Genomic DNA, 26,295 nt, shown 5'->3' on the forward strand with positions numbered 1-26,295 from the left:
GGCTGACAGGTTCGATCTGACGCGCTCGTGTGTCTTTGATCTTTCTGCCATTTCTGACACCCTCCCAGCGCAACAGGCGGCGGGAATGCTCGCGTCCTGGTCAACAGGGTTTGCTTCCGTGAAGGTCGCTCACATCCTCGCTGATGCTGGGCTAGAGCCTCGACGAAACTATAACGTCGTCCTTGATGAGTTGTGGCGTGCGCTGCGTATTGGTCGGGGCATCGTGGACCGGGCTGATTCGCTCACGCGGCTGAACCGGCATCAGGGTATCGGGCAGATGATGATTTCCCACACCCTCAAAGACTTCGATGCTGTCACTGATGAAGCCGACCGGAAAAAAGCCCAAGGATTCGCCTCTCGCTGCGCCGTGATGGTCATGGGCGGTCTTGATAAAGAAGAACTCGATAAGGTCCACGAGATTCGCTCTCTGACCCGTGAGGAACGCAAACACCTCATGTCCTGGGGGGATGCAAAGAAGATCACCACCCAGCGCCGGGGCAATCAAGCTCCCTTTGGGCGGGGGAAGTTTTTGCTCAAACTCGGAAACTCACCTGGTATCCCCGTTCAAACCCGTCTGACTGAGATTGAACAGAAGTTCGCGGACACAAACCAGCGGTGGGACAAGCTCAGGCAGTCCGGTGTAGATGCGGCAGATATTGAAGCGCAAATCTTTGGAGGTAGCCGTGAATCAGCGTAAAACGAACGCACTCACCGGGGGACAGATTGCCGGGTTCTGTGGCCTTGGCCTGGTGCTGGTGGTCATGGCTATTGCTGACCTGGGAATCTATGGCGGGTCATGGATCAGTAACGATGGCCAAGACCTGCCAGCGAATCCGATGAGTGCCCCTTTCATGCTGTTCACCGGAACGTTGACGTGGTCGCTGAGCTCAACGATTGTTGCCGGGGGCGCGGCAGCGGTGGTCTTAGTGGTTGCTGTGTTGATTCTTCGGGCAGTGCTCACCTCGCGTAAGGGCAGGACCCGTATTGATTACAAGGCGCGGCTGATGGGTACTGGTAAAGACGTTCAAGCACTCACGGAAAAAACGGTCAGTGCTTCGGCCAAAAAGCTCGGTGTTGTGGACTCCGTTGGTATCTTTCTGGGCCTGATGGTCGTTGGTGCCCGCCGAGTCTATGCCGACTTCGAATCAGTGGTTTTGCAGATATGGGGACCTCGCCAGGGTAAGTCCTCTACACAGGTCATCCCTTACCTTTTAGACGCGCCCGGGGCGGCACTAACAACCTCAAACAAGCCTGACGTGATTGACGCTACGCGCCTGGCACGTAGCGCCAAAGGAACGATTTGGGCCTTTGATCCTCAGAAGATCAGTGGGGATGCGCCGCTGTGGTTCTGGGACCCGCTTTCCTATGTTCGTGATGATGAAAAGGCCCGCAACCTCGCGGAAATTTTCATTGTTGCCGGGCGGGGAGCCAACGCCAAAGGTGATGCTTATTTTGAGGCGGAGGGCAAAGACATGCTCACAGCCCTGTTCTTGGCCGCGAAGCTGGGAAACAAGCCGATCACCGCAACAAGCGAGTGGATCAACCAGGGCAAACCCAGTGAACCTGCCCGGCTACTCAGGGAGAAGAACAACGGTATCTATGCCGCCTACGCCAGCGCTCTAGAGGGCCAGCTACGACTTGAACCGGCCCAACGTGACGGTGTGGTTGGCACCGCGAAAGCGGCCTTGCAGCCGTTGAAATTCGTTGGGACTCTGCCGTGGATCACCAGAACATCTACCTTTGATTCTCGTCCTCAGTTTTCCCCGCAAGATTTTGTTCGGGGCAGCAAAGACACGTTGTATTTGCTTTCCATGGAGGGCGGCGGGTCCGCTGCTGCTCTGACGACGGCTCTGACGGTAGCCGTTGCTGAGGCAGCAGAAGAGTACGCCATGACGTTGCCACGTAGACGGCTCACCGTCCCGTTGGTGATGGCCTTGGATGAGATAGCCAACGTCTGCCCGTGGAACGATCTGCCCAACAAATACAGCCACTACGGGTCCAAGGGAATCATCCCCATAGCGTTCTTGCAGTCCTACTCTCAGGGCGAAGAACTCTGGGGAGAAAAGGGAATGCGGAAGATTTTCAGTGCAAGCTCCGTGAAGGTCATTGGCTCCGGTATTGATGAAGAGGACTTCCTCAATAAAATGTCCTCCCTGATTGGGGACTACACCTACACCACCGTTTCCGATAGCACTTCTAAAACCGGACGCTCACGCTCAGTAAGCGTTGATGGGGGTAAAGAGCGCATCCTCTCCGTCTCTGACCTGTCCTCCCTGCCCATAGGACGATCCATCGTCAAACGCTCAGGGACTCCACCCGTGATGATCAAAACGGTGCCCTGGTACAAGGACAAGCACGCTGATTCGATCTGGCTCTCCTTGAATATTTTTGACCGCACCCCGGAAAGTGAAGCAGCCGTCGAGCGGATACTTGCTCAGAAAAAGGCCGGCGAACACCCACTCGTTCCCGCCTACCGTGCAGCACTCAAAAAACGTGAAACAACACCCGTGGCCACCGTTGCGGCACCGAGTGTTTCGCGCTGGATGCAGGCGGCCAACGATGACTAACATTCCCGCAGCAGAAGACGCCTGGGCCAACGACACCGACCCCGAAAAAGCACCTGATAAGGATGCAGCGGAGACAGGAGCTCAGAGTGTCCCTGCCCCTGTACCTGCCCCTGCTCAGGCATCAAAGGAAACAGGCGAAGACGGTCCGGGATTTCTCCTCAGCACTGCCGACGTCGTGGCTCTGATCAATGACCGCACAGCAGAACAACTCTCCGTCAGCACGTTCAGAACACTTGTCTCCCACGATCAGGCACCACAGCCCCTCTCGTGGGGAAAGACGCCGGTGTGGGCGTTCGCCACGGTGGAGGACTGGATCTCTGAGATGTTCGCGTCCGGCTCATTCACCATGCCCGAGCCCGACACAGACGGCGAAGAAGAACCTGGTGAAGAGGCTAAGGAACCGGAACTCATCTTCGGTTCCACCGCTCAATGGGTAGAGACGTTCCTTGCTCCCATGTACCGGCGCGATATTGCCCCCAACGGGGCAGGGGCATTGGTCTGGTGCCCGTCGTGGTGGATGCACTCAGAAGCCGTGATCCGTCTTGAAGCTCTCTGGCGGGCCTGGGAACACCTGCGCTTGGACGGCAAAACGGGGGTTAGCGTATTCATGAAAGATCACCTCGATCACCACATGGCTGTCCTCATGGACGGCAAAGGGCCCTTTGACGGATGCAGCATGGACCTTGGCCATAAACCCGAACACGAAGGACTCCGACCCCTCCCCGTCGTCCCTGCGCCAGCAGAGCTTTTCCCCGATGTAAGGACAGCGAACACCGAGACGAAGGATGATAACGATGAATGAATCAGACGGAATTGGCGAAATCTTCGATGATCTACTCCGCCAAGCGCTCATGGTGGCCGCGCGTATCGGTGAAGCAGCCGCACGCGCCCGACAGCAGAACATCCAAGAAGCAGAAGCCCGTAGCGTCCAGGAAGGACGCGAAGTCGCTGCAAGGTTCGATGCTGAACGCCTCAGCGCCCGCACAGCGCTGGCTCCCTTGACCGAAGAGACTTGGTGGAAGGATGCCAGCGCCGAACAGATCGGGGCAGCCTATGAGACAGCCACGACCTGGGCGGGTGAAGATGCCGACATTTCGCGAACTCTTGATCTGATGAATGACGAACTCGCCAAACGCGGGATCACTGTGAGTAACCCACGCGCCGGGGCAGTAACAGAGCTTGTTCAAGCCAGGCAATGGGCAGCAGAGAACAATCCCACTGTTCACAGCTTCCATAGCCGGGAAATGATCAAAGCCTCGATAACCGCTGAGCGTGAACGGCTCAATAACAACCTGGTCGCGTCCTATCTCGCCAGGGAAGAAACACCCACGTACACCGCTGATGAACGGGCACCAGAACACGCCCGCCAGCAGGGCGCACCGGGACCCGACGCGGCCAAGGCAGCTGCCTTACGCGGTGACGCTGACAAGCTCCGGGGGGCGGCGTACTTTAAGGAGGCGGCCGCAGCGGGAAACAACCTCGACGGGGACGCAGCGGCGTACCGATCCGACGAGCTCCACAAGATCACGCCTCTTGATATGGAAACCGGGCCAGGGGCCGACGACGCAGCCTGGTATGCCCAAGAAGCCAAGCGCAACGACGCAGCAGCGGCGCAGAACTGGGACACGGCGGACCGTCGTGAAGAATTCGCCCACTCCCTCCACGGCAAAGCCGACCAAGCCGCCGTAGAGGCCCGCGTCTTAGCGGACCTGAGCCAAGGAACCCACCCGACCACAGCGGTCAAAGGCGCAGCGCCAACAGCCACAAAAGCCCGTAAAAACGTTCTCCCCCACAAAACACAGGCCCTCGCCAAAGGTGGCCGATAGAGCTTCTTAGTGATGCACTGACAAGCAAATTACCTGGTTAGTTCGGCTGTATCCGTTGAGAGTAAAGGGAGATGAAATGTTTGTTCCTGTATGGGTATTCAATGGTGATCGTGGTCATGACGGTGACCACTCGATAGTGAATGTGCGCGAAGTTGTCAGCATCATTGCCACAGAGTGGAAAGGCGGCTATTCCGATCTGCGCGCACAAATCCACCTGACAGATGGAAGGGTCCTCAACGTTTCGGTGCGTGGTGGTCAGCACAGTTCTGATCACTTTGAGCGGGGCCAGTGGTACACCGAATTCTTCCGCCAGTTCGAAGACGCTGCGACGGGAATACCGGACAACCCTTGGAAACGGTGGGCGGAAGAACTTCACGAGGGACACGACAAAAACACCCAGTAGCGTGGACTTAATTCTGGTGTCAGGACTATTGAAAGTAAAAGTAGTCCCCAATTACCCGCCAGCGGTCACAACGGTAAAATTGGGCCATGAATACACCAAAACCCACTAGCTGCGAGCAGTGCGGGGCACCCATTAGGTTTATCAAAAAAGATTCTGTTTCCTCGTTGGGATATGCGGAACCCACGCGATCTGATTCGTGGTTCCAGTGCACTGCTGATCCTCAGCACGAGACAGTCTGGACTGAACTCAAGTAACCCAGCAGGAGAGGACGCCGGACCCATGAGGGTCCGGCGTCCTCTTTCTTTGTCTACACAACGTCACTGGTGCCGGACCCAAACCGCCAAGGCTATTAGCGGCTCCGCCCGTGGGACTTGCCCTGGTCCTTCTTCTCTCGCGCTGCAACAGGTGTTTCAGTCGCGGAGGCCCGCACGGATTTAGCCTCTGGCCGGTTAAGGCCGATAAGACGTTTGACCTCTTCTATCTCAGGGTCTTTCTCCTGGGCCGCGTCGAGCCAACGAGAACTGCTCTTAGGCTTCTCAGCGAGAGCTACCGGGGCCGATGAACTCATGGTGGGTGATTGTTCCAACCCGGCCTTAACAGCGGCCAGACGATCCATTGCGGCAGTCCTGATTCGTTGGGCATCACTGAGCCGCCCTGTGGCCTTGTGCATGTCGTGGACGGCGCGCATGGTGTTGCGTAGCTGGGCCAGCAAAAGGGCCTCACCAGCACGCGAGGACGGTCCAACTGAGGTCTGCATCATCAACATCCCAGCGCCCTTAGCACTCGGCAACGGGGCAGGCTTGGCCTTGGTCGGGAACCGGCGCAACTGGGCAGTACGTGAGAGCGCCTTAGAGGTCTCTGCTAGGGGTCCGGGGACTGCTTCTGTGCGGAGACTCCACGCAGCGAAAACCCCTGACGTTTCCCGCGCTACCTGAGCCCACATTCCTGGATCATCCAAGGGAACAGATTTGATCTTCTCGTAGAGAGAACCAACCTCAGCGGTGTACGCCTCCCACTGCTCAGCGGTGGGCTCTACAGCCTCCCGACCAACACTCGCCGGACGCTTGCCACGAGTTACGGCATCCCACTCCGCCCGAGCCTCTTCACCGGCCTCGGGAGAACCATCCCACCCGGCCCGAAGCTTAGGCAGTGTCAGGTCACGGGCTAGGCGCCCACCACCAAACCAGACCGCTTTCTCCGTCGGGTCTTTCGGCTTCAATGCAACAGAGAAGCCTTCAACAATGGAGGTACTGTCCTTGGCGAAACGTGGACGGATCAGAACCCCGGTGCCACGGAGGCGGCGAACGAACTCAGCTTCATCAACACTGGCCGTACTCGCGGCACGCACGCAGCGCTGCAACGTCTCCCGTGCTAGTTCTGGAAGACCCTGGGCGCGAGCGGACACCATTTCTTTGGGATGGTAGCCGCGCTCTGCATGCTCTCCCCTGGCAACACGCAAACCATACTTTTTTTCAAGCTCAACCGCCGCCGTCTGGGAACGTGGCTGATCGTTGTTCTGGCTCCACTTCCTACCATCCTCAGCGATCATCGAGACAGCTATATGGATGTGGTCATTGCCTGCCTTACTTCCGCCATGGTGGATAGCAACCCACCTACACGGTGAGGCGTTCTCTACGCCCTCAAAGCCCATCTCCTTGACGAAATCCCCAGCGATACTCGCCCACGTTTCATCAGAGAGCTTGCCCTCATCGGCGGCCAAACTCAGGGACACATGGAATACATGCTTGCCCTTATGGTCTTGACCAAAGACAGCTTTGGGAATGTCCATCTCATAGCCCAGACGCAAAGCGCTCTCAGCGCTTAGGTGCTCGCCCTGCTCAACACTGACAATCGAGGCAGAGGAAGAAATAACTCGCTGCTGTGTGTGCTCATTCGCACGCCCCGGACCAGCAAGATACTTCACCAAAGAAACCATCCGCGAGCCCTTAGTCACGTTAGGCATCATGGGCGCATCACCGACACAGCAGCAGCATCAATCCGAACCATCAACCGACGAACAGCCTCAACCGTTGCCGCCGCATCAGCAGGGACTTCCCCCATGGCATTAGCGTGCCTGGCGATCTGGTTGACGTTATTAGACACTGCCCCCAACAAAGTCCGAATCCCCAACAACTCCGCCGCAACATTACGACGATCCGTAGCGGATTCCCCCGCCTCAGCAAACGCCGAATCAAACAACAACCTAGGCACCGTCACGTTCGACTGAACCGCCCGAACAACAAGCGCCGCCTTCTCCGCCTCAGTAACCCACACCTTCACAACAAGCTTCCGGCCACCTTCAACATTGTCACGGCGCGCCTTACCCAAACGCCGAACAGAAGAAGCATCAACCACCGAGAAACCCTCTCAACAAAAGCCAGCGCAGCGAACCCGAAAACCTCGGGGACTCACACACCAGTGTGACAAAAGAGAGACGACAAGTCGAGCGAAAAGCCATTTACGGGACCGTAAATGTATAGCTTGCTCCCGCGTTTATTCGTTCCAAGGTTTTTGGCACCTTCGCAGGGGTGCTAGTAAACGCCTGTGCACCGTACTCCCACGCCGTTAGTCTGGTGGGATGGATATCAACGACATAGCTGAACAAGCCGCCGCAAAGATCGATGCCGCCCGTGACGCCAAAGTGAACGCCGTCAAGACCGTAGCCGCCTCTGGTGTGAAACTCACCGAAGCTGTAGAAGAACTGACCGCAGCCGAACAGCAATACGCCAAGGATCACGCCGCCGCCCAACGTGCGGGGTGGAGTGAAACTGATCTACGCGGATTCGGAATTACCGCGCCGACCAAAAAGGCCGGCGGTCGCCCGCGCGGAACAAAAAAGACCAACCACGCGTCTGCGAACGAACACGCCGTGAGCGAGGCTGAGATTGATCCAACAGGGCGTGGAGATGACTAAACCCCTCGACGCCCACGTGCACGGCAAAAGCTAAACCTTCGGGCTTTTCCCGCGCACCTGGGGACGACGGGACCCAACTAACCGACTGCACACAACCACCGCAGTACCTTGGGCAGTAGACCTCACCACTGCTGAGCGGTGGCCGTGCACAGTCTCCACCCAGCGCGGCAACAAACACGGACCAGTTCCCCATGGACCACGACACACCACAGCCGGAATACCACAGTCACTACTTACGTCTTTTCGGCAGGGATGACGGCAGACAAAAGAGGGCCACACCATTTGGTGTGGCCCTCTTCTTTTCATAAACACGGCTCTACAAGAGACCCATCCGGCATCAGTCTTGGAAGCTTGGCACCTGTGAGGCTGTGCATGATCGCCGGTCACCTTAGGGGACCTACCCGCCGTCGGTGACCTGGCGATGGTGTGCAGCCGGTTTCCTGGGTCCCGCCGTCCCCATGTGTGCGGGAAAAGCCCGAAGGATGAGCTTTTGCCGTGCCCATGTGGGCGGGGGGCAACTCACGAAACCACGCGAATATTTTCGGCTTTTGACCTGTGCGGGTTCTAGGACTTTAGAATCTGGGAGACGCGCTGAAAGCTGACTCCTACAAGGCTTTCAATCTCGCGCAGACTGTAGCCCTCGGTGTGGAGCTTTTCGATGACGCTTTTGGCGCGGGCCGCTGCGGCAATGGTGAGTTCTTTAGCGTGCACTGTGTCAGCGCGGGCGGCTTTCCATTCCGCATCCGTGTCGGGGTCCATGGTGTAAGCGACGTTAACGGCGATGGTCTCGTTAGGCACGTCAAGGATTCCCGCCGCGAGAGATTCGGCGTACTCCTGAACCTCGGTGATCTTTTTGGTTGCGCTCACCTGGTCAAGTTCGGGAATGGTGATCGTCCACCACTTTCCCTCTTTGACGGCGGTTGCTTCTAGGGTGCGTGTGATGCTCATTCTGTAATCCTTTTCTGGGCGGGAGGGCCGTAGCCCTCCCGCCCTGCGTGCTGCTATTTCCAGTTAGTCGGTATGTCCATCAGCTTGGCAATCTGCCGGACGATACCAACCGCGCACTCTGTGTGCCGGGGTAACGCGAGCTTCTGCTTACCGTCCGCACTCTCCCAAATATCGTGCGGTCCGTTCTGACGAACGATGCTCCATCCATTCGCCCGAAGGAACTTAGCGGCTTCTTTCGTTTTGATCGGCTTCATAACTATAGTCTAGTTTATATTGAGTATGCAAGTCAAGATAATATAGACGATTACGGGAGATTTAGGAAAGGCCGGCTATTTTGTCGGGCCTGAATCCTGACCAGTGATTCTGTTCGTCGGTGCAGTCCACTACCACAGGGGCTTGGGAGTATCCGAGTTCTTCGCTGATGTATTCCAGTGCTGCCGGTGCCTTCGTTACATCTACGCTGACGTAGCTAATTCCCTTGGCGTCCAGTGCCCTGTAGGTCGCGGTGCACTGGACGCAAGAGGGCTTGCTATAGACGGTGACCTTGGGTTCCATGACTGTCCTACTCCTCTGCGGCCAGGGCCGCACTTTCTTTCTCACTGAGCTTGTAGGCAAAGCTGCACGAGCCAAACCATTCCGCTGCGGTGCTCGCTTCTTCTTCGGTGTCATAGAGTCCCAGAACTTGCGTGACGGGACAGTTAAGGACGGCGTAGGCGCTGTGGTGGTTCATTGATTCCCCTCCCTTAGGGGTTGGTGGCCCCGCCATGGTGGCGGGGCCACGGGGGTGGTTAGAATCTGGACGGAACGCGGAACTCTGGCGCTAGTTCCTCGACCGTGGCCGGAAGTGGCGCGGGGCCATCCGCCTGTCCGGCCTTCCAGTAGCCGAACGCCTTACGGGTGATCGCCTCGTTGCATTCGCCTTTGTTGCGGAACCAATCCGTGAACAGATCGCCCTCGCAGTACTCACCAAACCCGTAAAGCATCCCGGAGGAATCGCGTGCGGTGCGGACAAAGAACATCACATAGGGCCATGAACCAAGGTCATAACCGTCTTCGCCCCAATTGCCCATAGCCGACCAGCCCGCGCCCTCCGCCTTCTCCATGTAGTCATAGCCGTCGTAGCCCTCATCGGGGGTAGGGAGGTTGGGCTGCGCGATGGTCTCAGCGGTATCTGCGGTAGCGATGATGGTTCCCATAATTTTCTGACCTTTCAAGGTTTCTTTGCTTCGGTATTTCCTTGTCCTTATGTATATATTCTAGCCTATCTTTAGGGTATAACACAAGATGAACTAGAGGCTATTGGTGACTTTTACGCGTATGCTCAGGGACCCCCGTTGTCCCTGCTGAAAAAACCCGGCCCCGGACCTGGCGGTTCCTCGGCGGCGGCGCGTCTTGGTCCATGGGAAAGCTGCCCGGATCGTTTGCCGTGGTGTTGATTGTCAGAGCCTGCGGGCATGATGGGCTGCTGTAGTATTCGAATATATGTTCTGTTGCTTTGTGTGTTGATCGTAAGTTTGTTCTATAAGGTGTGGTAGTGGATCGGGATCAGGTCAAGGCGCTGCAAGCGCGGTACTCCCGCCGCTCCCTGCCCATAGAGCTAACTCCTGAGGAACTGGACCTAGCCAACGATCCAGTCCAAACCGATATTTACGGCGTTCCCGTGAAGGCGTGGATCAGGTTTCAGGACTGTGCCGAACTGGTCAAAGGTGAGGCGCATTCCTGGACTTCTAAGGCTGTGCACGTCACCTGGTACGACGGGCCGGTGATTTACCGGACGTGGGTGTGGGCCTCAGCGGTCACCAGGGAAACACCAAAGAAAACGACATTGGGTGAAAGGACGCGCAAGCCATGACAGCAGTACACGACGAAATAGCCCTAGAGACTCCGGTGGACGTGCGGTTCACTCTCGACGGCACTCCCCTGGCTATCCGCTACGACGGGCGCATCTGGGCTGTAGCGGCAGACCCGCTGCGCTGGTTCGAGCGCGAACCATGGTGGGACACTCAGCGGCGGGCACCTGTCGGCGTGGACGTCGTGAACGTCAAGGTCTGGCGGGTACAAGTACGCATCAACTCAGCCTCCCCGCTGCGGACCATGGAAATACGTCGCCGCCCACTCTCCCCTAGCTGGGTGCTGTCCTCCATCAATGACGCCGTGTGAGGGAGAAGGATTAGCCGGTGGCGTGGGGGTGAAAGACGAGTCGAACTATGAGAACGTCTGCCGCGTGGCTATTCTTGCCCTGTACATCCCCCCGGACAGTACACAGAAAGCCCCGACTCTCCTCGCTGAGAGTTGGGGCTTTTTGCTGCCATGAACAGGAACCACCTTCTAAGAAAAAGGCCGGCTGTTGAGTGTTCCAGTTTCTTAGAACCGGAACACTCTTGGCGGCACCACTCCCCCGGTCCGGGGAGCTACCGTTTATCCCGGTCCGCAAATTCTTCATCGAGCTCGTAGTGACGGAACTCCGTTTCGGGATTAGGTTCACCCTCGGCGACGACTTCGTAGTCGAGTTGGCGCTGAACCTGGCTATCCAGTACCTGTAGTTCCGAATCCTTGACCTTGCCCAACTCAGCTGGGAAGTCATCCTCCGGGCTCAGATGTAGTTTGTCGGTCATCGCTAGCTCCCTACCCTTCATGCCCGGGGCCGGGCCAATCTTGTTTCCGATTCTCACAGCGTAGACGCACCGCGCCTTCCAAGATCACCTCCCACTCCCGCTAGGGGCTTCCCACGGTCGCGCTAAATCCAAACTTACTCAGCAAGTGCCCATGAGCGCCGATAAAAGGTCGCCCTCGACATGCCAAAATCCCGCGCAACCTAGGCAGCAAGTCCCCCACCATCACCTTGAAAGTTCCCCCTAAACCCGTCCACAGAAAGCCCCGATTCCCTCTTGATCATCGGGGCTTTCTGATACCCGAATGTGGAGCCGCCTCCCAAAAAAGGCCGGCGACTGAGTGTTCCAGTTCCTTGGAACTGGAACACTCCCAAGGGCACCACTCCCCCGCTGGAAAAACCGCTAGATTCCGCGTCATGTGACCGTCCCAAAATCTATTCCAAAACACGCGTCTCAAAACTCTGCGCGGAACATGTTTTAGGTACGGTGCGGGAATGGATATTGGTTACGCTCGCGTCTCGACGGTAAAACAGGATCTAACCCGGCAGTTGGACGCCTTAGCCGCTGCGGGCATAGCCCCTGAACTAATCCACGTAGACAAGAAATCTGGGGCCACACGGACCCGGCCAGGACTCACTGAGGCACTAAAACAGATTCGGGGCGGAGATGTGTTGGTGGTCCATACGCTGGATCGCCTGGGGCGAACCGTGCGGGACACACTGAACCTGGTGCACGAGCTCACGGACAAGGGCGTGGGACTGCGGACGTTGGCTGATCCGTTCAGGATCGACACCACGGCCAAGGATGATCCTATGAATCAACTAGCCCTTGTTGTCCTGGCGTTGTTCGGTCAAATGGAACGCACCTACGCGGCCGAACGCTCAGGACACGCGCGCGCCGTGGCCACGGCCAACGGACGCAGGGCAGGTAGGCCCTCTGTGGTTGATCCTGACCGCCTCGAACACGCCACCCTCCTACGGGCCACCGGGGCCACCATGGCCGACATAACAGCCAAGACGGGCCTCTCACGGTCAACTCTCTACCGGCACCTGCCCGCCGCCTTGGCGCCAACTCTCCGGGCGTAAATAAGGGCCCCTACCAGTAGGTGGGGGCCCTTACGAACACTGACTAGTAGTGAGGGGCAGGGGCTTTATTGGACGAGCCCAATGATGTATACGACGGGCGCTGTCAGAATCCAAAGAGCACCCACAAACATGATGGAGAAGGCGAACCTGAAAGTCGGTATCGAACCGCTACACAGTATGGGTTGCGTCAGTGAGGATGCGTGGCCGCCGAGCCCTAAGAGAAATAATCCCCCGCCAGCCGCCATGGGCACGAGGGCAAGACTCTCGGGCTCACCCCAACCGTTGTAGCCCATAATCAAGCTAAAAACTACGAGGACGACACCTACTAGCACCGACGCGCTAAAAACGCTCTTCCAGCGCATACGCCGTTCAATAGTCAAAGATTCCTGAGTCATTTCACTCTCGATCCATTGGATAAGTAAGTGTTGGTTTCGGTGTGGCTAGCTGCTTGTTTCGATGCTAACTGGGTAACGCCAGGCTTCTATCGCGGGTAGCGCGTCAATGAGTTCTTCCTCAGACTCATAGAGTTTTGAGGGCCGCTGTGGCGGCGTTTGCCCTGGCCTTGGCTGGAAGAATGAAGAGAATCCACCATCGCCCACTTCAACAAACGGAGCTTCAACTAAATAGCCTTCTTCGGTTGCCGTGATCTGACTCCCCCATGCATTGACCCACACGACCTCCTCAGGAATGTTCGGAGTGTATGACCAGGACAGAGGTTCCTCTTCGTGCCCGGGGAGGCAATTATCAAAGAACCAATCTGGATCGACGCGGAGACGATCTGTCAGGCGCGGACTCTGAGCAAGGCGCTTTCGAGCACTCCTGAGCAAGTGCGAAACCGCCCCCTCGGAGATGTTCATTTTCTCCGCTGTGATCCGGTAGGAGTTTCCTTGCTCTACGAGCGACAAGGCAAGCTCTTGCGCCTGGATTCGTTCGGAACTCATGCTTTCTCTCATCGTTTGAACACCCTTTCAAGGCTGAGGCTGCGCAGCGGGTCAAGTGGATACTCAAATGAGTATCTACTCATTTGAGTATCTGACTAGAGATTTATCCTCGCGGGGTATCCGGCGTTCTGGTCAACGCCAGGAACAGCTTGATGAACTCTGCCTCGCTGACGCGCTCGGTAACCTTTCCGTCCTCGTTGAACTTACAGAGCAGAAATATGCCACCCTTGCCGTCGATCCAGTTGATGTGGACTCTGCTCGTCCCGGTTTCTGGTTCTGTTGTGAAACTCATGTCTCGTATTGCGCTGACGTTGATGACGGTCCTGAAACCCACGGTCGGGTCGTTACCGTTCTCTGCAAGAAGTTCCATGAACATGGATGAATCCTTTCGTTATGAAAATGAGTAAATACTCATTTGAGTAGTTACCCCTCAGGGAGCGAGTCTATATAGTCCGTAAGAAATTCCTTGATGGACTGACCCTTCCGCGCGGCCAGCATCTTGAGTTTGGTGTGCTTGCTTTCGGGGACTTCGAAGTTCACGCGGCGCTTTGGTTCTTGCGCCTCAGTGTCTTTCAGGCTCTCCATGAGCTGCGCTTTTCTGGCACTGTTTGCGCTCGGGCGTCCGGGTGTGAGGCCGGAAAATTTGCTACTCATTTACTCAAATCCTCATTTACTCATGAACACGAGAAGTTCTTCGACCAGCTCGCGGACCTCTGATGCAGCTTCGGAGCTAGGAAGGTCCTCTATGACTGTTGAGCCGCCCGCTGCGGTCCCTGGGTAGCTGACTCGCTGGTGAATATGGGTATCGAACACGGGGAGCTTGTAGCCTTCGAGAATCGTGGATATTTCTTTACTCAGATTCGAATTTACGATTGCCCTGGACACAATGAAGGCTGCCTGTAGTTTTCCGTCCGTGATCTCGATGCGTTGCTTGACCAGGTCAACCAGATCGGCTGTGGCCCAAAGGTCATAGGGGGAGGGTTGCACGGGGATAACAATGTAGTCCGCTGCCTTGATCGCGGACACTGCTAGTTCTGCGGCCTGTGGTGCGCCGTCGATGATGACAAAATCCACTGGGGCAATGCTCTTGAGGTCGCGTTCTATGGTGGGGCGATCTATACCCACTACAGATATCGGGTGATCTTCTCGGATGGATGCCCAGTCGCGGGAGCTTCCCTGCGGGTCCGTGTCAACGATCGTTACGGAAAACCCTTTTTCCTGTAGCCCTGCTGCTATGTGAGTGGCGATGGTTGTTTTACCCGCACCACCCTTTTGATTCAAGACGGCCAAGATTTTCATGTGTTCCCTTTCCCTGAATACTCAAATGAGTAAATACTCATTTGAGTATTGCATGAGTAAATGAGTAAAGCAACGTTTGTGCGCTAGTTGAAGAGTCCCCGCAGCATGGCGATTCCCTTGGCGTGGGCTGGGTCCTTCGCTGGTGCGGGGGCTTTGGGTTCTTTTGCCCTGGCGGCTACGGCTAGGGCACGTTCTTTGGCTTCTTTGGCGTTGAGGATGGATCGCTGGCTGCGGCTGTAGATGGGCTGGCCGTTCATGCGCCAGTGATTGAGCCTCGATTGCAGGATCATTGCTGGGTTGTCCGCGCCACGGAATCCGTCGTGTGGGTGTGGTGTGCCGTCTGGTTTGGTGTCTATGGAGTGGAGTACGTCAGCGGGGGAGTAGTCGGCCCGGAAGAAGGGTGCCAGCATGCGTGCGACGTAGGTATTTTTGAGCTTGTTTAGCACTGGTGCGTGAAATTTAACCGTATTGGCCGCTTGCAACTCGTAGAAATCGCGGGTTGCCTTGTCCTGGGCGCTTGTCGTCCCATTCAGTGGCCACGCTATGTCTATCCGAGCGGCCATAATCTTGGCTGCCTCACGTGTTGCCGCCTCAAAATAGCTTTTCCGTGTGGGCGAAGCCCACTCCCTTATGCTCTTGGGGTTTGTCTTACGTGAGTTTGGGAGAGGATACCCATTTATATCCACAGCCTCCGAGAACCGTGTGATCCAGGGGTTAAGGAAGCATTTGGCTTTCCTGCGTTCTGCTTGTTCTTCGCCGTCGGCTGCTAGTTCTATTTCGGTCATGGGCAGGCAGAGGACGAACACTGCCCGGTCGGCCATACAGGCGTCCTCGTCGCCGCAGTCGATGAGGTTGCTGTAGCCGTCTGAGCTTTGGGGTGTGTTCTCGCCTAGACGCCCGTTTGCGACCATGCCTAGGAATCCGTGCGCTATGAGCCAGCATTTGATGCGCCAGAGCGTAGTGCTTTTGATTCCTGTTGCGGCTATGAGGGGGTCATTGCCTGGTGTGGAGGTGTGGCTGATGTAGTCGTAGCAGTCTAGGAAGTACCGGGCCACGGCCAGGATGTTGCGCTGGGAGTCTCTTCTGCGCCAGACGAAGGCAGGGTGCTGGGCAATGGTCTCTAGCCAGTTGTCCTCTGTGATGACGGGGCGGCTGCCCTCGGGAATCGCCCGGTTGACGTGTTCTTCGTCCCGTTCTTCCTTGCGATTCAAACGGCGTGGATTGTTGGTCTTTTTAGACCGGTCCTCGTCCTTGGAATATTGGCGCCTACGACGGCCACCGGCCTTTGTGCTGGTCAGAGTTCCGGGCTTGTTTTTCGGGCCTTTAGAGGGTGCGTGAGAGGTAGCTCTCGGCGTAGTCGCCGTTGACGCACGCGTGGCTTGCGGTACGATGGAGTCATTCCTTTCGGTATTGCGAATGGGCATGAAGATAGCCACCCACTGGGTGGGTGTTGATATAAGTTCAGATCACGATCCGCCAAGAACTGGATCTGAACGACAGAGTTTCGAAGGCCCGCCAAGTGCGGGCCTTCTTCTGTTAACTAGCGCGTGCGATAGGCAAAGCCTCCTGGCCCGGCAGTTGACTGAGGTCAACAGTCTCTAGGTAGTCGAGGACCAAGGACGCAACCAGATCGTTCTGAGTTTCCCCCCGCGAAGCAGTGATTGCTCTTAACTTGGCAGCGTCAGGTTCAAGCAAGCGAACAGTTATGTTCCTGCGGTTTCCCTTGAAAGGCTGAGGCACAGCGTTTCACTCCCTTTATCGACTGGACTGCTACCCATATAAGTAGAAACAGTTTCGATTAAGTGGGACATGTTCGGCGTGTCGGTTTACTTACCTCGTAGGTAGCGTACGTAAGCAGGCAGCATCTTGAATTCAATGGCATCAATGTCAGCCTCGTATTTCACTCGGCGTCCATGGCGCTGTCCGGGAGCGTAGTCTGCAACTACTGCTCCCGCTCTCTCCAAGGATTCCAGGTGGTGCTGCAAGCTCGGGCGAGTTAGCTTCTTGTCCTCGTCAAGGGTGAGACCCTTCAATATTTCCCCTGTTGTCGAAGGTCCCGCCTGCTCTAAATATCGCAGGATCGCCCCATGCGCGCGATTTCCAAGTACATCGATAGCCGCCTCAACCTCCTGTGGGTGATTGGGCTGGATGAGGCGCGGCATGCGTCTATCTTGCCCGAATTAATGAACTTGTACTGCTTATAGTCATTAGTGTATCGCTAAGTGATCATCTTTGGAGTACAGTAAAAGTCTAGAGGCAAATCGGGAAATAGGCCGTAAGGATTGCTCTCGGACAGAAATGAGACCTGCGTCTCAGTGGGCCACTTGACAAGCGTTTTCCTCGGAAAGTGTGGAGAATGACGGGTTGGTCGGCAGTCGGGTTTATTTTCCGTTATGTGGAATTGTCTGTGGTCGTTGATAGGTCTTGGGATTCATGTCTGGGGAGGACACGATGAGTAATTTTTTGCCGTTCGGGACGGACTGGCCGATGAATGACCGGCTACGCGATCGGGCCGCTGTTCAGTACAAGAGCTTTCAGGACTGGGTTTCTGGGTTGCGTCTGTGCACTGGGCAGGAACGCGTTATCTCTGAGCTTTTGTCGATGATGAGTTCAACGGAGTTCGTGGAGGGACGCGCTGCGTGCGTGACTTCCTCGGAAGAATTGGCCCAGCGCACGGGCTTGGCGGAGTCCTTGGACGGTGTTCTAGCTGACCTGGTGGCCACTGAATTGCTGACGAAGCATTCCGCTGCTGAGGTCTTCGGGGATAACCGCCCTGGCGTTGTTTTGCGGGTGCGTAAGCCCGGTGTGGTGCTGAGTGTGGAGGCCGCCGGCCTTTTATGGATGCGCGATGCCTGGACCGCTATGAGGGCAGGATGAGCACCTTTTCTTTCGGTTGTGTGTTGGTGCTGTGCATTGTGCTGGTCTGCTCTTTTGCCGTCGTTGTGAGCGCTGCGGCTTATCTCTTTTACTCGTGGGCGTTTGCCCGCCGCCTCCTCGGGGTTTCTCGTGGCTGATGTGAGCCGTCGTGGTGCTCTGACGTTGGGGGCTTTGGGTCTTGCTGGTCTTATTGGTGGCCCCGTGGGGTTCGTGGTGTTGTTCAGTGGAGGCGGTGCGAACGCTGGTTCTTGTGATGGTGGCGGGGCCTCGGTGGATGCTTCTGGGCTTCCTGAGAGGGTGGGGGATTTCGCTGGGGAACAGCTAAAGAACGCTGCGTTGATCATGGGTGCGGCTACGTCGTTGAAGCTTCCCGTGGCAGGTCAGATCATTGGTGTTCAGGCAGCTATTGGTGAGTCCACGTTGAAGGTCATCGACTTTGGTGACGGTGCTGGCCCGGATAGTCGGGGGTTGTTCCAGCAGCGCGCCAATGGCGCATGGGGCTCTTACACGGACCGTATGGACCCCACGATCAGCGCAACGAATTTCTTCAAGGTCTTGAAGGGCATTGAAGGGTGGGAGTCCTTGGAACCCTCACGCGCTATCAACCGCGTGCAAAGGAACCAAGACCCTGATCACTACACCCGGTTCCGGGCACCGGCTCTGGCAATTGTGCAAGGACTGAGCGGGACGGCCATTGAGGGCGGGACGTGCACTGACCCTGGGGCCTCTGTCGTGGGACAGCTTTCCGGTAAGTGGGTTCACCCGCTGCCAGGGGCGCAGATGACAAGCGGTTACGGTCCCCGCGGGATGGTGGGCTCCATAGGTGGGGCGTTGGCTAACTTCCACTACGGCATTGATTTCAGTACCCCTGGGCAAGCTGGAACGGTCCTGGCCGTAACGGATATGAAGATCGTCATTGCTACCGACACTGACGGGGGCACCGGTTCAGGTACTCACGTCAAAGGCCAAACTTTGGACGGCAAACTCACCATTGGTATGTATCACATGGCCTCTGGTTCCTTGCGGGTAAAGGCAGGGGACACCGTTTCTGCAGGGACCCCCTTGGGCACGGAAGGTTCCACTGGGAACGTCACCGGGCGGCACACACATATCGAGTTCTTCACGGGCAAATTTGATGATCCGTGGGTGCCGGTCAACCCAACAACTGATCCACTACCGATTTTGAAAGAGAAAGGAGTCCTGTGATGAAAACTCGTACAACGCTGGCAGCGGTTCTTTTCAGTGCTGTGGTTCTGGCTGGGTGTTCTTCTCCTACAACCCCGACAGGGGATGTAGAAGCAGTCCAGAGCGCACCTGCTGTGCAGGAAAGCTACCCGCGAATTCCTGACGTGACCTGGGATGCCGATGCAGAGCGGGAGTTAGAAGACACCGCGACAAAGGCCATGGAGCTTTTCGCCCGTCCTGGAACGGATGAGCGGACCTGGTTCACGGAGCTATCTCCGCTGCTCTCACCGGAGTACAAAACAGAGGCCCAATTCATTGATCCTGCCCGCATCACTGTCAGTGAGCTCAAGGCTGATCCGGTGATGAACCGGGAGGCGCAAAACCCTCTGACAGCAACAGCGGCATTTCAGACCAATGACGGCCCGTGGCTCGTCTCGATCCACCGGATCGGTCAAAACGATCCCTGGCTGATCACCTCAATCAGCCCCTCAAACCCTTAAGAAAAAAGGAGAGAACAGTTATGCCCATCAATACAAAGTTGATCCGGGATTTCCCGCCGATTAGCGCAACGATCAATGACGACAACACTGGAACCGTCACTATCGGTGATGCCCGCCAGGAAGTCACAGAAGACAGTGACAGGGCGGTTCGCCGTGCGGTCATCGGCATCGTCCAGGCCCATGCGGTGAAGTCCTCACGCCCTATGCGCGTGACGACTACAGATAGCGAAGGCATCACCGTTCTTCTGGTCTCTCCTGAAGGAGAAATCGAAGAAGAAGCAACCACCCCTGATATGGAGCAGACACCTGCCCCAGAAGAACCAGCGACGGAACAGCCAGCACCACCAGTACAGGAACAGGCTGTTGAGGTTCCGATGAGCGTTGAGGCGGAGCCCACAGCCCAAGCCCCGGTTGTTCTCGATTCTATGGAGTCCTGGGACCCGGCAGCCGAAGCCGAAGAACTCAACGCACGGGCCGCAGCGCACCCGGTGAAGGAAACCGAAACGGAAAAGCCACAGGAACGCGCTGTTGTTGTTCCCGAAGCTGAGAAGGAAGAACTGACGTTCTCGGTCCTGGGTCATTCCTACGATCTGGAAGATTACCTCGATGACGGACCTGCCACACAGGGATTCAACGGGTGGTTGAACAAGCTCACGGGTGGTTCTTCTCAGTTCGCTCCCTCGCCCGATGAGGTAGCTGCCCGTCGAGACCGGGCAGAACTGTTGTGCTGTGAACGCATCATCCGTCAGGCGACGTGGCAGCGCGGGTCCGTAGCGTTCACTGTTGCGAACAAAAAGGGCAACTCGGCCAAAACGCCGTCCACGATTGCTATCTCTGGTGTCCTTGCCTCGATCCGTGGCGGGTCGGTGGCAATGATGGAAGGCTCCGATGATCCGGGCCAGCTTGCCGGACGTTCAGAGGGCGAACAGCGCAGCGGCATTGGCGAATTGGTACTGAACGCCGATGCGGTAAAAACGAAAGCGCAGCTAGAGGGCTACGCGGTCCCTCAAACCTCTTTCGCTCACACGTTCGGTTCTAGCCCTTCCCGTCGTGCACCGTTGGATCAGGAATCCATTACCTCTGTTGCTGCTTTGATTGATCAGTTCTACACAATCAGGGCCATTGATTCGGGCAACGTGTACACGAGCTCGGCTTTCGCTGGGGCACTGGCAACCTCTGACGCTCTTCTGGTTCCCATGATGAATGCCTCGGACTCGATGGGGGAGGCCGTAGAGCTTTTCCACTTCCTTGAATCCCACGACGATCCGCACTTCCGCGCCCTGGCAGAGCGGGCCATTATTGTCCGCGTCTCAGACGGACGCCCGGAATACAAGGTAGAACGCCTGGTCAAGGACTTCATGCACCAGACAGGGATCAGTGAGGAGCGGATGTTCACCATTCCCTATGACGCGCACCTGGCAGAACGTGGCGCAATCACATTGGCCAAGCTGGCCGGACCAACACACGCCGCGTTAGTCCGTATCGCAGCGGCCCTGGTCATTCAGCTTCAAGACGCTGTTGCTGCCCCGACCGTGCCAACACTGACCGGTCGCGGAGACCGCTCATCACAGAACCGTTAGGAGGCAAAAATGATGACCACAGGACAGGGATCAAAATGGCTCCAAGCGCTCAGCAGCGAGCCGGAAACCTCTGAGAATGTCTCTGTTGTCGCACCTCAGCCACCCACCGGCCCCCAGCACCCCCAAAAGGGTGTTCGGCTCCGCACAGGCAGCACCGTACCCCGTCAAGAGGTTCAAGGCCCGGCCCCAGCATTCTGGGTCATGGGAACTCACGGAGGGGCAGGGGAAAGCACGTTGGCTGCCTTGCTCGATGGGGCTGTGGGAACCGAACGCACCTGGCCCATCCGTGCCGAGAGGCCACCTACACCGGATCAAGACCGGGTTGTGTTGGTCTGCCGGTCGAACATGACAGGGCTCCGCTCAGCGCAGCAAGTCGCCATTGAATACGCCTCCGGTGCCCTCCCTGGCGTGCTGGCCGGGCTGGTCATCGTCGCTGATGCTCCCACCAAACTGCCCAAGGTCCTCTCCGACATGGCGAAGATTCTCACCGGCACCGTTCCCCATACCTGGCGGCTTCCCTGGGTAGATACCTGGCGGCGTGAACTCGTCCCAGAGATCAACGATCTTCCACGGAACGCCAAAGCACTCCTCGATCACATCCAACTCCACGCCGTGGCTGTTGGAAACACAAAGTAAAGGAAAACATCATGCACAAGCTCGATACCCTCATCATCACCGCTGGACAGATTCAGTCAGCTATCCCCGTTCCCAACCCAACGGCACCCCCCGGATCAGAAGGACTGATCACAATCCTGGGGTGGATTTCATGGATCATCTTTGGTCTGGCAGTCGCTGCCATTCTCGTCGTGTCAGGAAAAATGATGTTTGATAATGGCCGAGGCGGCGGCGGAGGCCAGGCTGCAACGGGTCTGATCTGGGTCCTTGGTGGCTGCATTATTGCCGCTGTGGCTTCCGGGCTTGTAGGGACCATTGTTGGCGTCTCGGGAGGCCTTTCGTGAGCGAAAAAATGAACTCGAAAGACCTCAGAGGTCCCTTCACGCAACCCTGGTTCCTGGTCTCAGCTGTGATCGTGGGACTGATCCTGCTCTTGGTAGTCGTCTACGCACTACTGCCCCCAGCCGGACAGTCAGCGAACCCGGCACCAGCCCAGCCCGTTCCCACTGGTACAGCGCAACCGAGCAAGGACAGCGAAGCGAGCATCTGCGGACTTCCGACAGGAGACCAACGCCTACCTGGACTGGAACTTCGCAGCACTTGGGAACTTAACGGAAAAACGGCGGTCCCAACAGACCCGAAAGAAATCGGCCCTGGCACAGCCTCCGGTGAGGCAAGGACATGTTTTGCCCACAACCCAACAGGTGCGCTCTATGCTGCCGCGAATTTTTTCGGCGCAAACATTGAGCAGCAAGGAGACGTGATCGTTGAAAAATTGATTGCCAAAGGCCAGATGCGCGATAAATTTCTCACCGATCCAATGACTTTTAGCCCTAGAGACTCAGCGTTCTCGATGCAGGTGGGCGGATTTTCGATTCAGTCCTACGCATCGGAAGAAGCCACCGTCGTGCTCGGAGGAAAGACATCTGAAGGCGCGTTTTTCTCCGTAACAGTTCCCATGAAATGGGAAGAAGGCGACTGGAAAGTGGTGCTCGAAAACTTCGCACCCTTGGCTCAGATTGATAATTTGAGCAGCTTTATCGCCTGGTCAGGGGTCTGACAATGATTCCAATGGCAGATAACGGGGCGTCCTGCCAAGCATGGGACCTCGGATGCAGAGGTCAAGAAGCTCTGAATAAAATCACTGGCGATGCCCTACAAAATCTGGCCGACCTCATTATTGAGGGCTTCGGCAAGGTGGTCGCCTCTTTGGGGACATTTTGGGTGAATGTCGATACTCCTGCGCTGTTGGCTGCCAACGGTAAGGCTTCCTCGGAGGTAGCTTTCCTGCAATCGAGCTTGTGGTTCTGGACCCTTTCACTGGCTGTCATGGCCGTGTTGATTGGTGCGGGTCGGATGATCTATGAACAGCGCGGGGAGCCTTTGCGCCAGATAGTTGTTGCGTTGGTGCGCTTCATTCTGGTTTCTGCTGGGGGAGTGACGGCGATTCAGTTGCTCATTGTGGCCTCTGATGGGCTGGCTGAGTGGCTAATTGATGAGTCGACAAACGGCGTTGGATTCGGTGAAAGCTTGCTCAAGATGATCAGCCTGACTGGTCCCCTTGGCGTTTTCCTACTGATAATTTTCGGTATCGTCGCCATTTTGGTATCAGGTATTCAGTTGGTGTTGATGGTTTTGCGCTCAGGGTTGTTGGTTGTCCTGGCCGGGATTTTCCCCACTGCGGCTGCTTTCACGAATACCGAGATGGGCAAGCAGTGGTTCCAGCGGTGTGTTGGCTGGATTATCGCTTTCATCCTCTACAAGCCTGCTGCGGCTTTGGTGTACGCAACGGCGTTCAAACTCACGGCAGCAAATAACGGTGACAGCGATGACGTGATCAAAGTCCTCACTGGCATTGGGCTGATGGTTATTGCCCTGATCGCCCTTCCTGCCCTCATGCGGTTCGTGACGCCAATGGTGGGCGCTGTTGCTAGTGGTGGAGGCGGTGGCGGGGCTGGAATGGGGGCCATGGCTGGGTCTTTGGCTTCTGGGGCTATTAGCAACGGTGCACGAAGTTCTGGCCGGAGCAGTGGCGGCGGTGGAGGAAGTCAGAAGTCTTCTTCTCAGAGCACGTCATCTCAAAGCACGTCCTCTACGTCTAAGACAACAAAAGGGGCATCTGGTTCTACCTCTGGTCCTACCGGGGGTAAGTCCAGTGCTGGCGCGGATATGGCAGGGGCTATGAGCTCAGGAGCCAAGGGCGCGGCTGCTGCTGGTTCTGGCGCTGCCGCTGGCGGTGCTGCTGCCTCTGGTGGTGCTGCTGCTGGTGCTAGCGGGGCAGCTGCCGGGGTTGCTGGTGGGCCTGCGGGAATGGCTGTTGTTGCGGGGGCGAAGGTGGCTGGTAAGGCCGCTAAGGCTGGCGCGGATGCGGCATCTGGTGCAACGCAATCATCAACGGGTGAAGGCCCGTCGGGAAGTAAGGGGTAAGGGATGAGTCAGCAAACAACGTATGAAGAGCCTACGTATGGGAATTGGCGTAGGCCGCGCACTGCCGGTATTGGCCGGTTTGGTGCGTTGGAGACAGGTTTGCTCATTGGCGGGTTGTTGGTGATCGTGGTGATGCTGCGTGTGGCCGGTCCGGTTGCGGGCGGTATTGCCTTGGTTGTTTCTGGGGTCGCTTTTGCCGTGTTGACGATCAAGGACAAGCACAACCGTTCCAGGATGCAGCGGTGGGTTGCGAAGTCGCAGCATAAGAAGTCTGTCCGGCGACGGTTGAACACGTACCGTTCTGGTCCTGTCGGGTTGGTTCCTGGCGGAAAAACTCGCATCCCTGGTCTGCTTGCTCAGTCAGAGCTTCACGAGTTCACCGATGGGTTCGAGCGCACTTTTGCGGTGCTGCATATGCCCCACACCAACCACGCGACGATTGTCATTGAGGTTGAGCCCACAGGTTTGGCTCTTGATGATCGTGAAAATATTGATGAGTACGTTGCTAACTGGGGTGGTTGGCTTGCTGGTTTGTCGAAGTCTCCTGACATTGTGGCCGCGTCCGTGACGATTGAAACCGCTCCTGATTATGGGACGCGTCTACGCAATGAAATTGATGCGGCCCGTCATGATGAGGCGTCCGCTGCGTCGATTGAAATGATGGAGGAAGTTAAGGCTTCTTTCCCTCAGGAATCAGAAGTGACACGGGCGTGGATTTCGGTGACGTTCACGACGTGGCGGCCAGGGGCCGAACGCAAACGCACGATCCAGGACGTTGGCCTTGATTTGGGTACCCGGATGGGACGCTTTACGGAACACCTCGAACAGTCCGGTGCCGGGGATGCCCACCCGGTCACAGCCCAAACGCTGTGTGAGATTGTTCGTAGCGCTTATGATCCTGGCGTTGCTGAGCACATTGAGAGTGCTCACGCGAACGGCGTGACCCCGGAAATGTCCTGGGATGATGTTGGCCCTGGCGCCTATGACGCCGGGTGGGAATGGTTCCGGCACGATTCTGGGCTCTCGAAATCATGGTTCATGTCCGTTGCCCCGCGTGGGGTCGTGTATTCCTCGGTGTTGGAGCCTTTGCTTTCCCCTGGTGGGGTGACGCGGAAGCGTGTGAGTTGGTTGTTCCGGCCTGTGAGTGCCGCCCAAGCGATGGACGTTGCAGAGGCGGACGTGACCGCTGCCAGTAACAGGGCAGCCACGACGAACAAAACGAATTTCCGTGCTGAGGGTGAATTGCAGTCTGCTGTTCGCACCGCTGAGGAAATCTCCAAAGACGCGGCTCTTATTAACTTCGGGGCGATCATTACCGCCACGGTCCTTAATGACACGGACGCACGGCCCGCCTCTTATGAGATTGAAGACGCTATAGGCCGTTCCCAGCTCATTGCTCGCCCGGCGTATGGGTCCCAGGAAGTTGCCTTCGCGGCCTCACTACCTCTGGGCCTGGTCTTGCCTGATTATGTTGCGATTCCATCCAAGGTCAGAGAGGCACTGTGATGAAGATTCCGAGCAAGAAAAACGAGCAACAATCCCAGGATTCCGCCGATCAGAAGATGAAGCGCTTGGGCCGTAAAGGCTACTTTGCGCCCTCCAAGCGCGGCTATAAGGTCCCTGGCGGTGGGTACTCGAACTACATTGACCTTCCTTCCGAATATCGTGGGTCTTCCCGGCAGGTGTGTGGATTATGGCCGTTTTCCTCAGGGGCCGGCTCACCGCTTGATGGAGTGCCGTGGGGAAAAAATCTGCTGACGAACAGCGCTGTTGGTTTCGATCATTTCACCGCATATGAGCGTGGAATCATCAGCCAGCCAAGTTTATATATGGAGTCTTTTCCGGCATTGGGGAAGTCCACGCTCGTTGGCAAAATTTGCATGGGCCTGGATTACTACGGCGTGAAAAATATGGTGCTGGGGGACGTGAAAGGCGAACACGTTGCCCGGACTGTTGCCATGGGAGGCAAGCGGATTCCGTTGGGCAACGGGCGCGGGTACTTGAATCCTATGGACTACGGGGTGGCCGAGGATGCTATCAAGCGTCTTAGCGGTTCACTTCGTGAAGAAGTCCTGGTCGAAGCCCACGATCACAGCAAGGCCCTGTTGATTGCGTTGATGACCATTGCCCGTCGTGAGGCTCCTTCTGAGGAAGAAGAGATCGTCATCGACGTTGGTATGCGTCTGCTGCGTGAAAGGTTCGACGGCGTGCCTTTGATTGGGGACCTCTCTCAACTGATCGCAGAAAAACCAGAGGCTTTGCGTAACGCGGTTCTGGATCGCGGCGATGATGCTCGGTACGCGGATTCCACCGATGCCTTGCGTAAAACCCTCAACGGGCTAATGTCTGGTGGGCCGCTGGGGACGATGTTTTCCCGGCATACTGCCGAGGCTGACAGGTTCGATCTGACGCGCTCGTGTGTCTTTGATCTTTCTGCCATTTCTGACACCCTCCCAGCGCAACAGGCGGCGGGAATGCTCGCGTCCTGGTCAACAGGGTTTGCTTCCGTGAAGGTC

At 56.8% G+C, this 26,295-nt stretch carries 32 protein-coding genes and 2 pseudogenes; 20 read left to right on the forward strand and 14 right to left on the reverse strand.

All coding sequences use genetic code 11. From position 1 onward, the window contains the following. From QMG79_RS16300 to QMG79_RS16320, 5 genes and pseudogenes are all read left to right on the forward strand, one after another. A pseudogene (locus QMG79_RS16300) lies at window positions 1-697 on the forward strand (ATP/GTP-binding protein); the annotation flags it as partial. After that, window positions 684-2,567, forward strand: a complete 1,884-nt coding sequence (locus tag QMG79_RS16305) for a type IV secretory system conjugative DNA transfer family protein (protein ID WP_283539683.1) — start codon at window positions 684-686, stop codon at window positions 2,565-2,567. The pseudogene QMG79_RS16300 and the gene QMG79_RS16305, both read left to right, overlap by 14 nt. Continuing rightward, the gene (locus QMG79_RS16310; RefSeq protein ID WP_283539684.1) at window positions 2,560-3,369 is read left to right on the forward strand and encodes a DUF4913 domain-containing protein; all 810 of its coding nucleotides are present in this window, start codon (window positions 2,560-2,562) and stop codon (window positions 3,367-3,369) included. Before QMG79_RS16305 ends, QMG79_RS16310 begins: the two co-directional genes overlap by 8 nt. Continuing rightward, window positions 3,362-4,393: a hypothetical protein gene (locus QMG79_RS16315; protein ID WP_283539685.1), complete on the forward strand. Its 1,032-nt coding sequence runs from the start codon at window positions 3,362-3,364 to the stop codon at window positions 4,391-4,393. The genes QMG79_RS16310 and QMG79_RS16315 overlap by 8 nt, the downstream gene beginning before the upstream one ends. Before the next feature lie 76 nt (window positions 4,394-4,469). Continuing rightward, complete coding sequence (locus tag QMG79_RS16320; RefSeq protein ID WP_283539686.1) at window positions 4,470-4,796, forward strand: hypothetical protein; 327 nt, start codon at window positions 4,470-4,472, stop codon at window positions 4,794-4,796. A 349-nt stretch (window positions 4,797-5,145) separates the two neighbouring features. Here QMG79_RS16320 and QMG79_RS16325 read toward each other — a convergent pair whose 3' ends face one another. Together QMG79_RS16325 and QMG79_RS16330 are read right to left on the reverse strand one after the other, a co-directional pair. After that, a complete protein-coding gene (locus tag QMG79_RS16325; protein ID WP_283539687.1) occupies window positions 5,146-6,750 on the reverse strand; it encodes a relaxase/mobilization nuclease domain-containing protein in 1,605 nt (534 codons plus the stop codon). Window positions 6,751-6,758: 8 nt separating this feature from the next. Further along, on the reverse strand, window positions 6,759-7,151 hold the full coding sequence (locus QMG79_RS16330) for a MobC family plasmid mobilization relaxosome protein (protein WP_283539688.1): 393 nt from the start codon (window positions 7,149-7,151) through the stop codon (window positions 6,759-6,761). Between the two features lie 223 nt (window positions 7,152-7,374). Between QMG79_RS16330 and QMG79_RS16335 the strand changes: the two genes are divergently transcribed. Continuing rightward, the gene (locus QMG79_RS16335; protein WP_283539689.1) at window positions 7,375-7,710 is read left to right on the forward strand and encodes a hypothetical protein; all 336 of its coding nucleotides are present in this window, start codon (window positions 7,375-7,377) and stop codon (window positions 7,708-7,710) included. 564 nt (window positions 7,711-8,274) lie between these two features. On the opposite strand, the gene QMG79_RS16340 is transcribed toward QMG79_RS16335, so the two are convergent. The 5 genes from QMG79_RS16340 to QMG79_RS16360 all read right to left on the reverse strand — a co-directional run bounded on the left by QMG79_RS16340 (window position 8,275) and on the right by QMG79_RS16360 (window position 9,854). Beyond that, the gene (locus QMG79_RS16340; protein WP_283539690.1) at window positions 8,275-8,658 is read right to left on the reverse strand and encodes a hypothetical protein; all 384 of its coding nucleotides are present in this window, start codon (window positions 8,656-8,658) and stop codon (window positions 8,275-8,277) included. 53 nt (window positions 8,659-8,711) lie between these two features. Next, window positions 8,712-8,912: a type II toxin-antitoxin system HicA family toxin gene (locus QMG79_RS16345; RefSeq protein WP_283539691.1), complete on the reverse strand. Its 201-nt coding sequence runs from the start codon at window positions 8,910-8,912 to the stop codon at window positions 8,712-8,714. A 61-nt stretch (window positions 8,913-8,973) separates the two neighbouring features. Continuing rightward, window positions 8,974-9,213 (reverse strand): glutaredoxin-like protein NrdH, encoded by a 240-nt coding sequence (gene nrdH, locus QMG79_RS16350; protein ID WP_283539692.1) that lies wholly within the window; start codon window positions 9,211-9,213, stop codon window positions 8,974-8,976. Window positions 9,214-9,220: 7 nt separating this feature from the next. Further along, window positions 9,221-9,388: a hypothetical protein gene (locus QMG79_RS16355; RefSeq protein ID WP_283539693.1), complete on the reverse strand. Its 168-nt coding sequence runs from the start codon at window positions 9,386-9,388 to the stop codon at window positions 9,221-9,223. A 58-nt stretch (window positions 9,389-9,446) separates the two neighbouring features. Then, window positions 9,447-9,854 carry a hypothetical protein gene (locus QMG79_RS16360; protein ID WP_283539694.1) on the reverse strand — a complete coding sequence of 136 codons (408 nt, stop codon included), beginning with the start codon at window positions 9,852-9,854 and terminating at the stop codon, window positions 9,447-9,449. Window positions 9,855-10,192: 338 nt separating this feature from the next. Here QMG79_RS16360 and QMG79_RS16365 point away from each other — a divergent pair, with 338 nt between their 5' ends. Then, window positions 10,193-10,510: a hypothetical protein gene (locus QMG79_RS16365; protein WP_283539695.1), complete on the forward strand. Its 318-nt coding sequence runs from the start codon at window positions 10,193-10,195 to the stop codon at window positions 10,508-10,510. Then, window positions 10,507-10,818, forward strand: coding sequence for a hypothetical protein (locus tag QMG79_RS16370; protein ID WP_283539696.1), 312 nt, complete (start codon window positions 10,507-10,509; stop codon window positions 10,816-10,818). The genes QMG79_RS16365 and QMG79_RS16370 overlap by 4 nt, the downstream gene beginning before the upstream one ends. Before the next feature lie 251 nt (window positions 10,819-11,069). Here the strand turns inward: QMG79_RS16370 and QMG79_RS16375 are convergent, their stop codons facing one another. Beyond that, complete coding sequence (locus QMG79_RS16375) at window positions 11,070-11,273, reverse strand: hypothetical protein (RefSeq protein WP_283539697.1); 204 nt, start codon at window positions 11,271-11,273, stop codon at window positions 11,070-11,072. A gap of 491 nt (window positions 11,274-11,764) precedes the next feature. Between QMG79_RS16375 and QMG79_RS16380 the strand changes: the two genes are divergently transcribed. After that, window positions 11,765-12,355 carry a recombinase family protein gene (locus QMG79_RS16380; protein WP_283539698.1) on the forward strand — a complete coding sequence of 197 codons (591 nt, stop codon included), beginning with the start codon at window positions 11,765-11,767 and terminating at the stop codon, window positions 12,353-12,355. A gap of 440 nt (window positions 12,356-12,795) precedes the next feature. Here the strand turns inward: QMG79_RS16380 and QMG79_RS16385 are convergent, their stop codons facing one another. The 6 genes from QMG79_RS16385 to QMG79_RS16680 all read right to left on the reverse strand — a co-directional run bounded on the left by QMG79_RS16385 (window position 12,796) and on the right by QMG79_RS16680 (window position 16,757). Continuing rightward, window positions 12,796-13,296: an RNA polymerase sigma factor gene (locus QMG79_RS16385; RefSeq protein ID WP_283539699.1), complete on the reverse strand. Its 501-nt coding sequence runs from the start codon at window positions 13,294-13,296 to the stop codon at window positions 12,796-12,798. Between the two features lie 103 nt (window positions 13,297-13,399). Beyond that, a complete protein-coding gene (locus tag QMG79_RS16390; protein WP_283539700.1) occupies window positions 13,400-13,672 on the reverse strand; it encodes a hypothetical protein in 273 nt (90 codons plus the stop codon). 47 nt (window positions 13,673-13,719) lie between these two features. Further along, window positions 13,720-13,950 carry a plasmid partition protein ParG gene (locus tag QMG79_RS16395; protein WP_283539701.1) on the reverse strand — a complete coding sequence of 77 codons (231 nt, stop codon included), beginning with the start codon at window positions 13,948-13,950 and terminating at the stop codon, window positions 13,720-13,722. Between the two features lie 12 nt (window positions 13,951-13,962). Further along, window positions 13,963-14,595 (reverse strand): ParA family partition ATPase, encoded by a 633-nt coding sequence (gene parA, locus QMG79_RS16400; protein WP_283539702.1) that lies wholly within the window; start codon window positions 14,593-14,595, stop codon window positions 13,963-13,965. A gap of 83 nt (window positions 14,596-14,678) precedes the next feature. Continuing rightward, window positions 14,679-15,806 carry a hypothetical protein gene (locus tag QMG79_RS16405; protein WP_283539703.1) on the reverse strand — a complete coding sequence of 376 codons (1,128 nt, stop codon included), beginning with the start codon at window positions 15,804-15,806 and terminating at the stop codon, window positions 14,679-14,681. Between the two features lie 615 nt (window positions 15,807-16,421). Continuing rightward, the gene (locus QMG79_RS16680; RefSeq protein ID WP_502934767.1) at window positions 16,422-16,757 is read right to left on the reverse strand and encodes a helix-turn-helix domain-containing protein; all 336 of its coding nucleotides are present in this window, start codon (window positions 16,755-16,757) and stop codon (window positions 16,422-16,424) included. Between the two features lie 289 nt (window positions 16,758-17,046). Here QMG79_RS16680 and QMG79_RS16410 point away from each other — a divergent pair, with 289 nt between their 5' ends. From QMG79_RS16410 to QMG79_RS16460, 11 genes and pseudogenes are all read left to right on the forward strand, one after another. Continuing rightward, window positions 17,047-17,472, forward strand: coding sequence for a hypothetical protein (locus QMG79_RS16410; RefSeq protein ID WP_283539704.1), 426 nt, complete (start codon window positions 17,047-17,049; stop codon window positions 17,470-17,472). Next, window positions 17,469-17,609: a hypothetical protein gene (locus QMG79_RS16415; RefSeq protein WP_283539705.1), complete on the forward strand. Its 141-nt coding sequence runs from the start codon at window positions 17,469-17,471 to the stop codon at window positions 17,607-17,609. The genes QMG79_RS16410 and QMG79_RS16415 overlap by 4 nt, the downstream gene beginning before the upstream one ends. After that, complete coding sequence (locus QMG79_RS16420; RefSeq protein WP_349357270.1) at window positions 17,602-18,678, forward strand: M23 family metallopeptidase; 1,077 nt, start codon at window positions 17,602-17,604, stop codon at window positions 18,676-18,678. The genes QMG79_RS16415 and QMG79_RS16420 overlap by 8 nt, the downstream gene beginning before the upstream one ends. After that, complete coding sequence (locus QMG79_RS16425) at window positions 18,678-19,157, forward strand: hypothetical protein (protein ID WP_283539706.1); 480 nt, start codon at window positions 18,678-18,680, stop codon at window positions 19,155-19,157. Before QMG79_RS16420 ends, QMG79_RS16425 begins: the two co-directional genes overlap by 1 nt. A gap of 20 nt (window positions 19,158-19,177) precedes the next feature. Further along, on the forward strand, window positions 19,178-20,737 hold the full coding sequence (locus QMG79_RS16430) for a MinD/ParA family ATP-binding protein (protein ID WP_283539707.1): 1,560 nt from the start codon (window positions 19,178-19,180) through the stop codon (window positions 20,735-20,737). 9 nt (window positions 20,738-20,746) lie between these two features. Next, window positions 20,747-21,373 carry a DUF6668 family protein gene (locus QMG79_RS16435; protein ID WP_283539708.1) on the forward strand — a complete coding sequence of 209 codons (627 nt, stop codon included), beginning with the start codon at window positions 20,747-20,749 and terminating at the stop codon, window positions 21,371-21,373. An 11-nt stretch (window positions 21,374-21,384) separates the two neighbouring features. After that, window positions 21,385-21,696 carry a hypothetical protein gene (locus QMG79_RS16440; RefSeq protein ID WP_283539709.1) on the forward strand — a complete coding sequence of 104 codons (312 nt, stop codon included), beginning with the start codon at window positions 21,385-21,387 and terminating at the stop codon, window positions 21,694-21,696. Beyond that, window positions 21,693-22,412 (forward strand): DUF8175 domain-containg protein, encoded by a 720-nt coding sequence (locus QMG79_RS16445; protein ID WP_283539710.1) that lies wholly within the window; start codon window positions 21,693-21,695, stop codon window positions 22,410-22,412. Before QMG79_RS16440 ends, QMG79_RS16445 begins: the two co-directional genes overlap by 4 nt. An 11-nt stretch (window positions 22,413-22,423) precedes the next feature. Further along, window positions 22,424-23,779, forward strand: a complete 1,356-nt coding sequence (locus QMG79_RS16450) for a TrbL/VirB6 family protein (RefSeq protein WP_283539711.1) — start codon at window positions 22,424-22,426, stop codon at window positions 23,777-23,779. Between the two features lie 3 nt (window positions 23,780-23,782). Next, window positions 23,783-25,285 carry an SCO6880 family protein gene (locus QMG79_RS16455; protein ID WP_283539712.1) on the forward strand — a complete coding sequence of 501 codons (1,503 nt, stop codon included), beginning with the start codon at window positions 23,783-23,785 and terminating at the stop codon, window positions 25,283-25,285. Then, window positions 25,285-26,295, forward strand: a pseudogene (locus QMG79_RS16460) (ATP/GTP-binding protein); the annotation flags it as partial. The gene QMG79_RS16455 and the pseudogene QMG79_RS16460, both read left to right, overlap by 1 nt.

It is taken from the genome of Pseudarthrobacter sp. PS3-L1 (assembly GCF_030063285.1).
Lineage (GTDB): Bacteria > Actinomycetota > Actinomycetes > Actinomycetales > Micrococcaceae > Arthrobacter.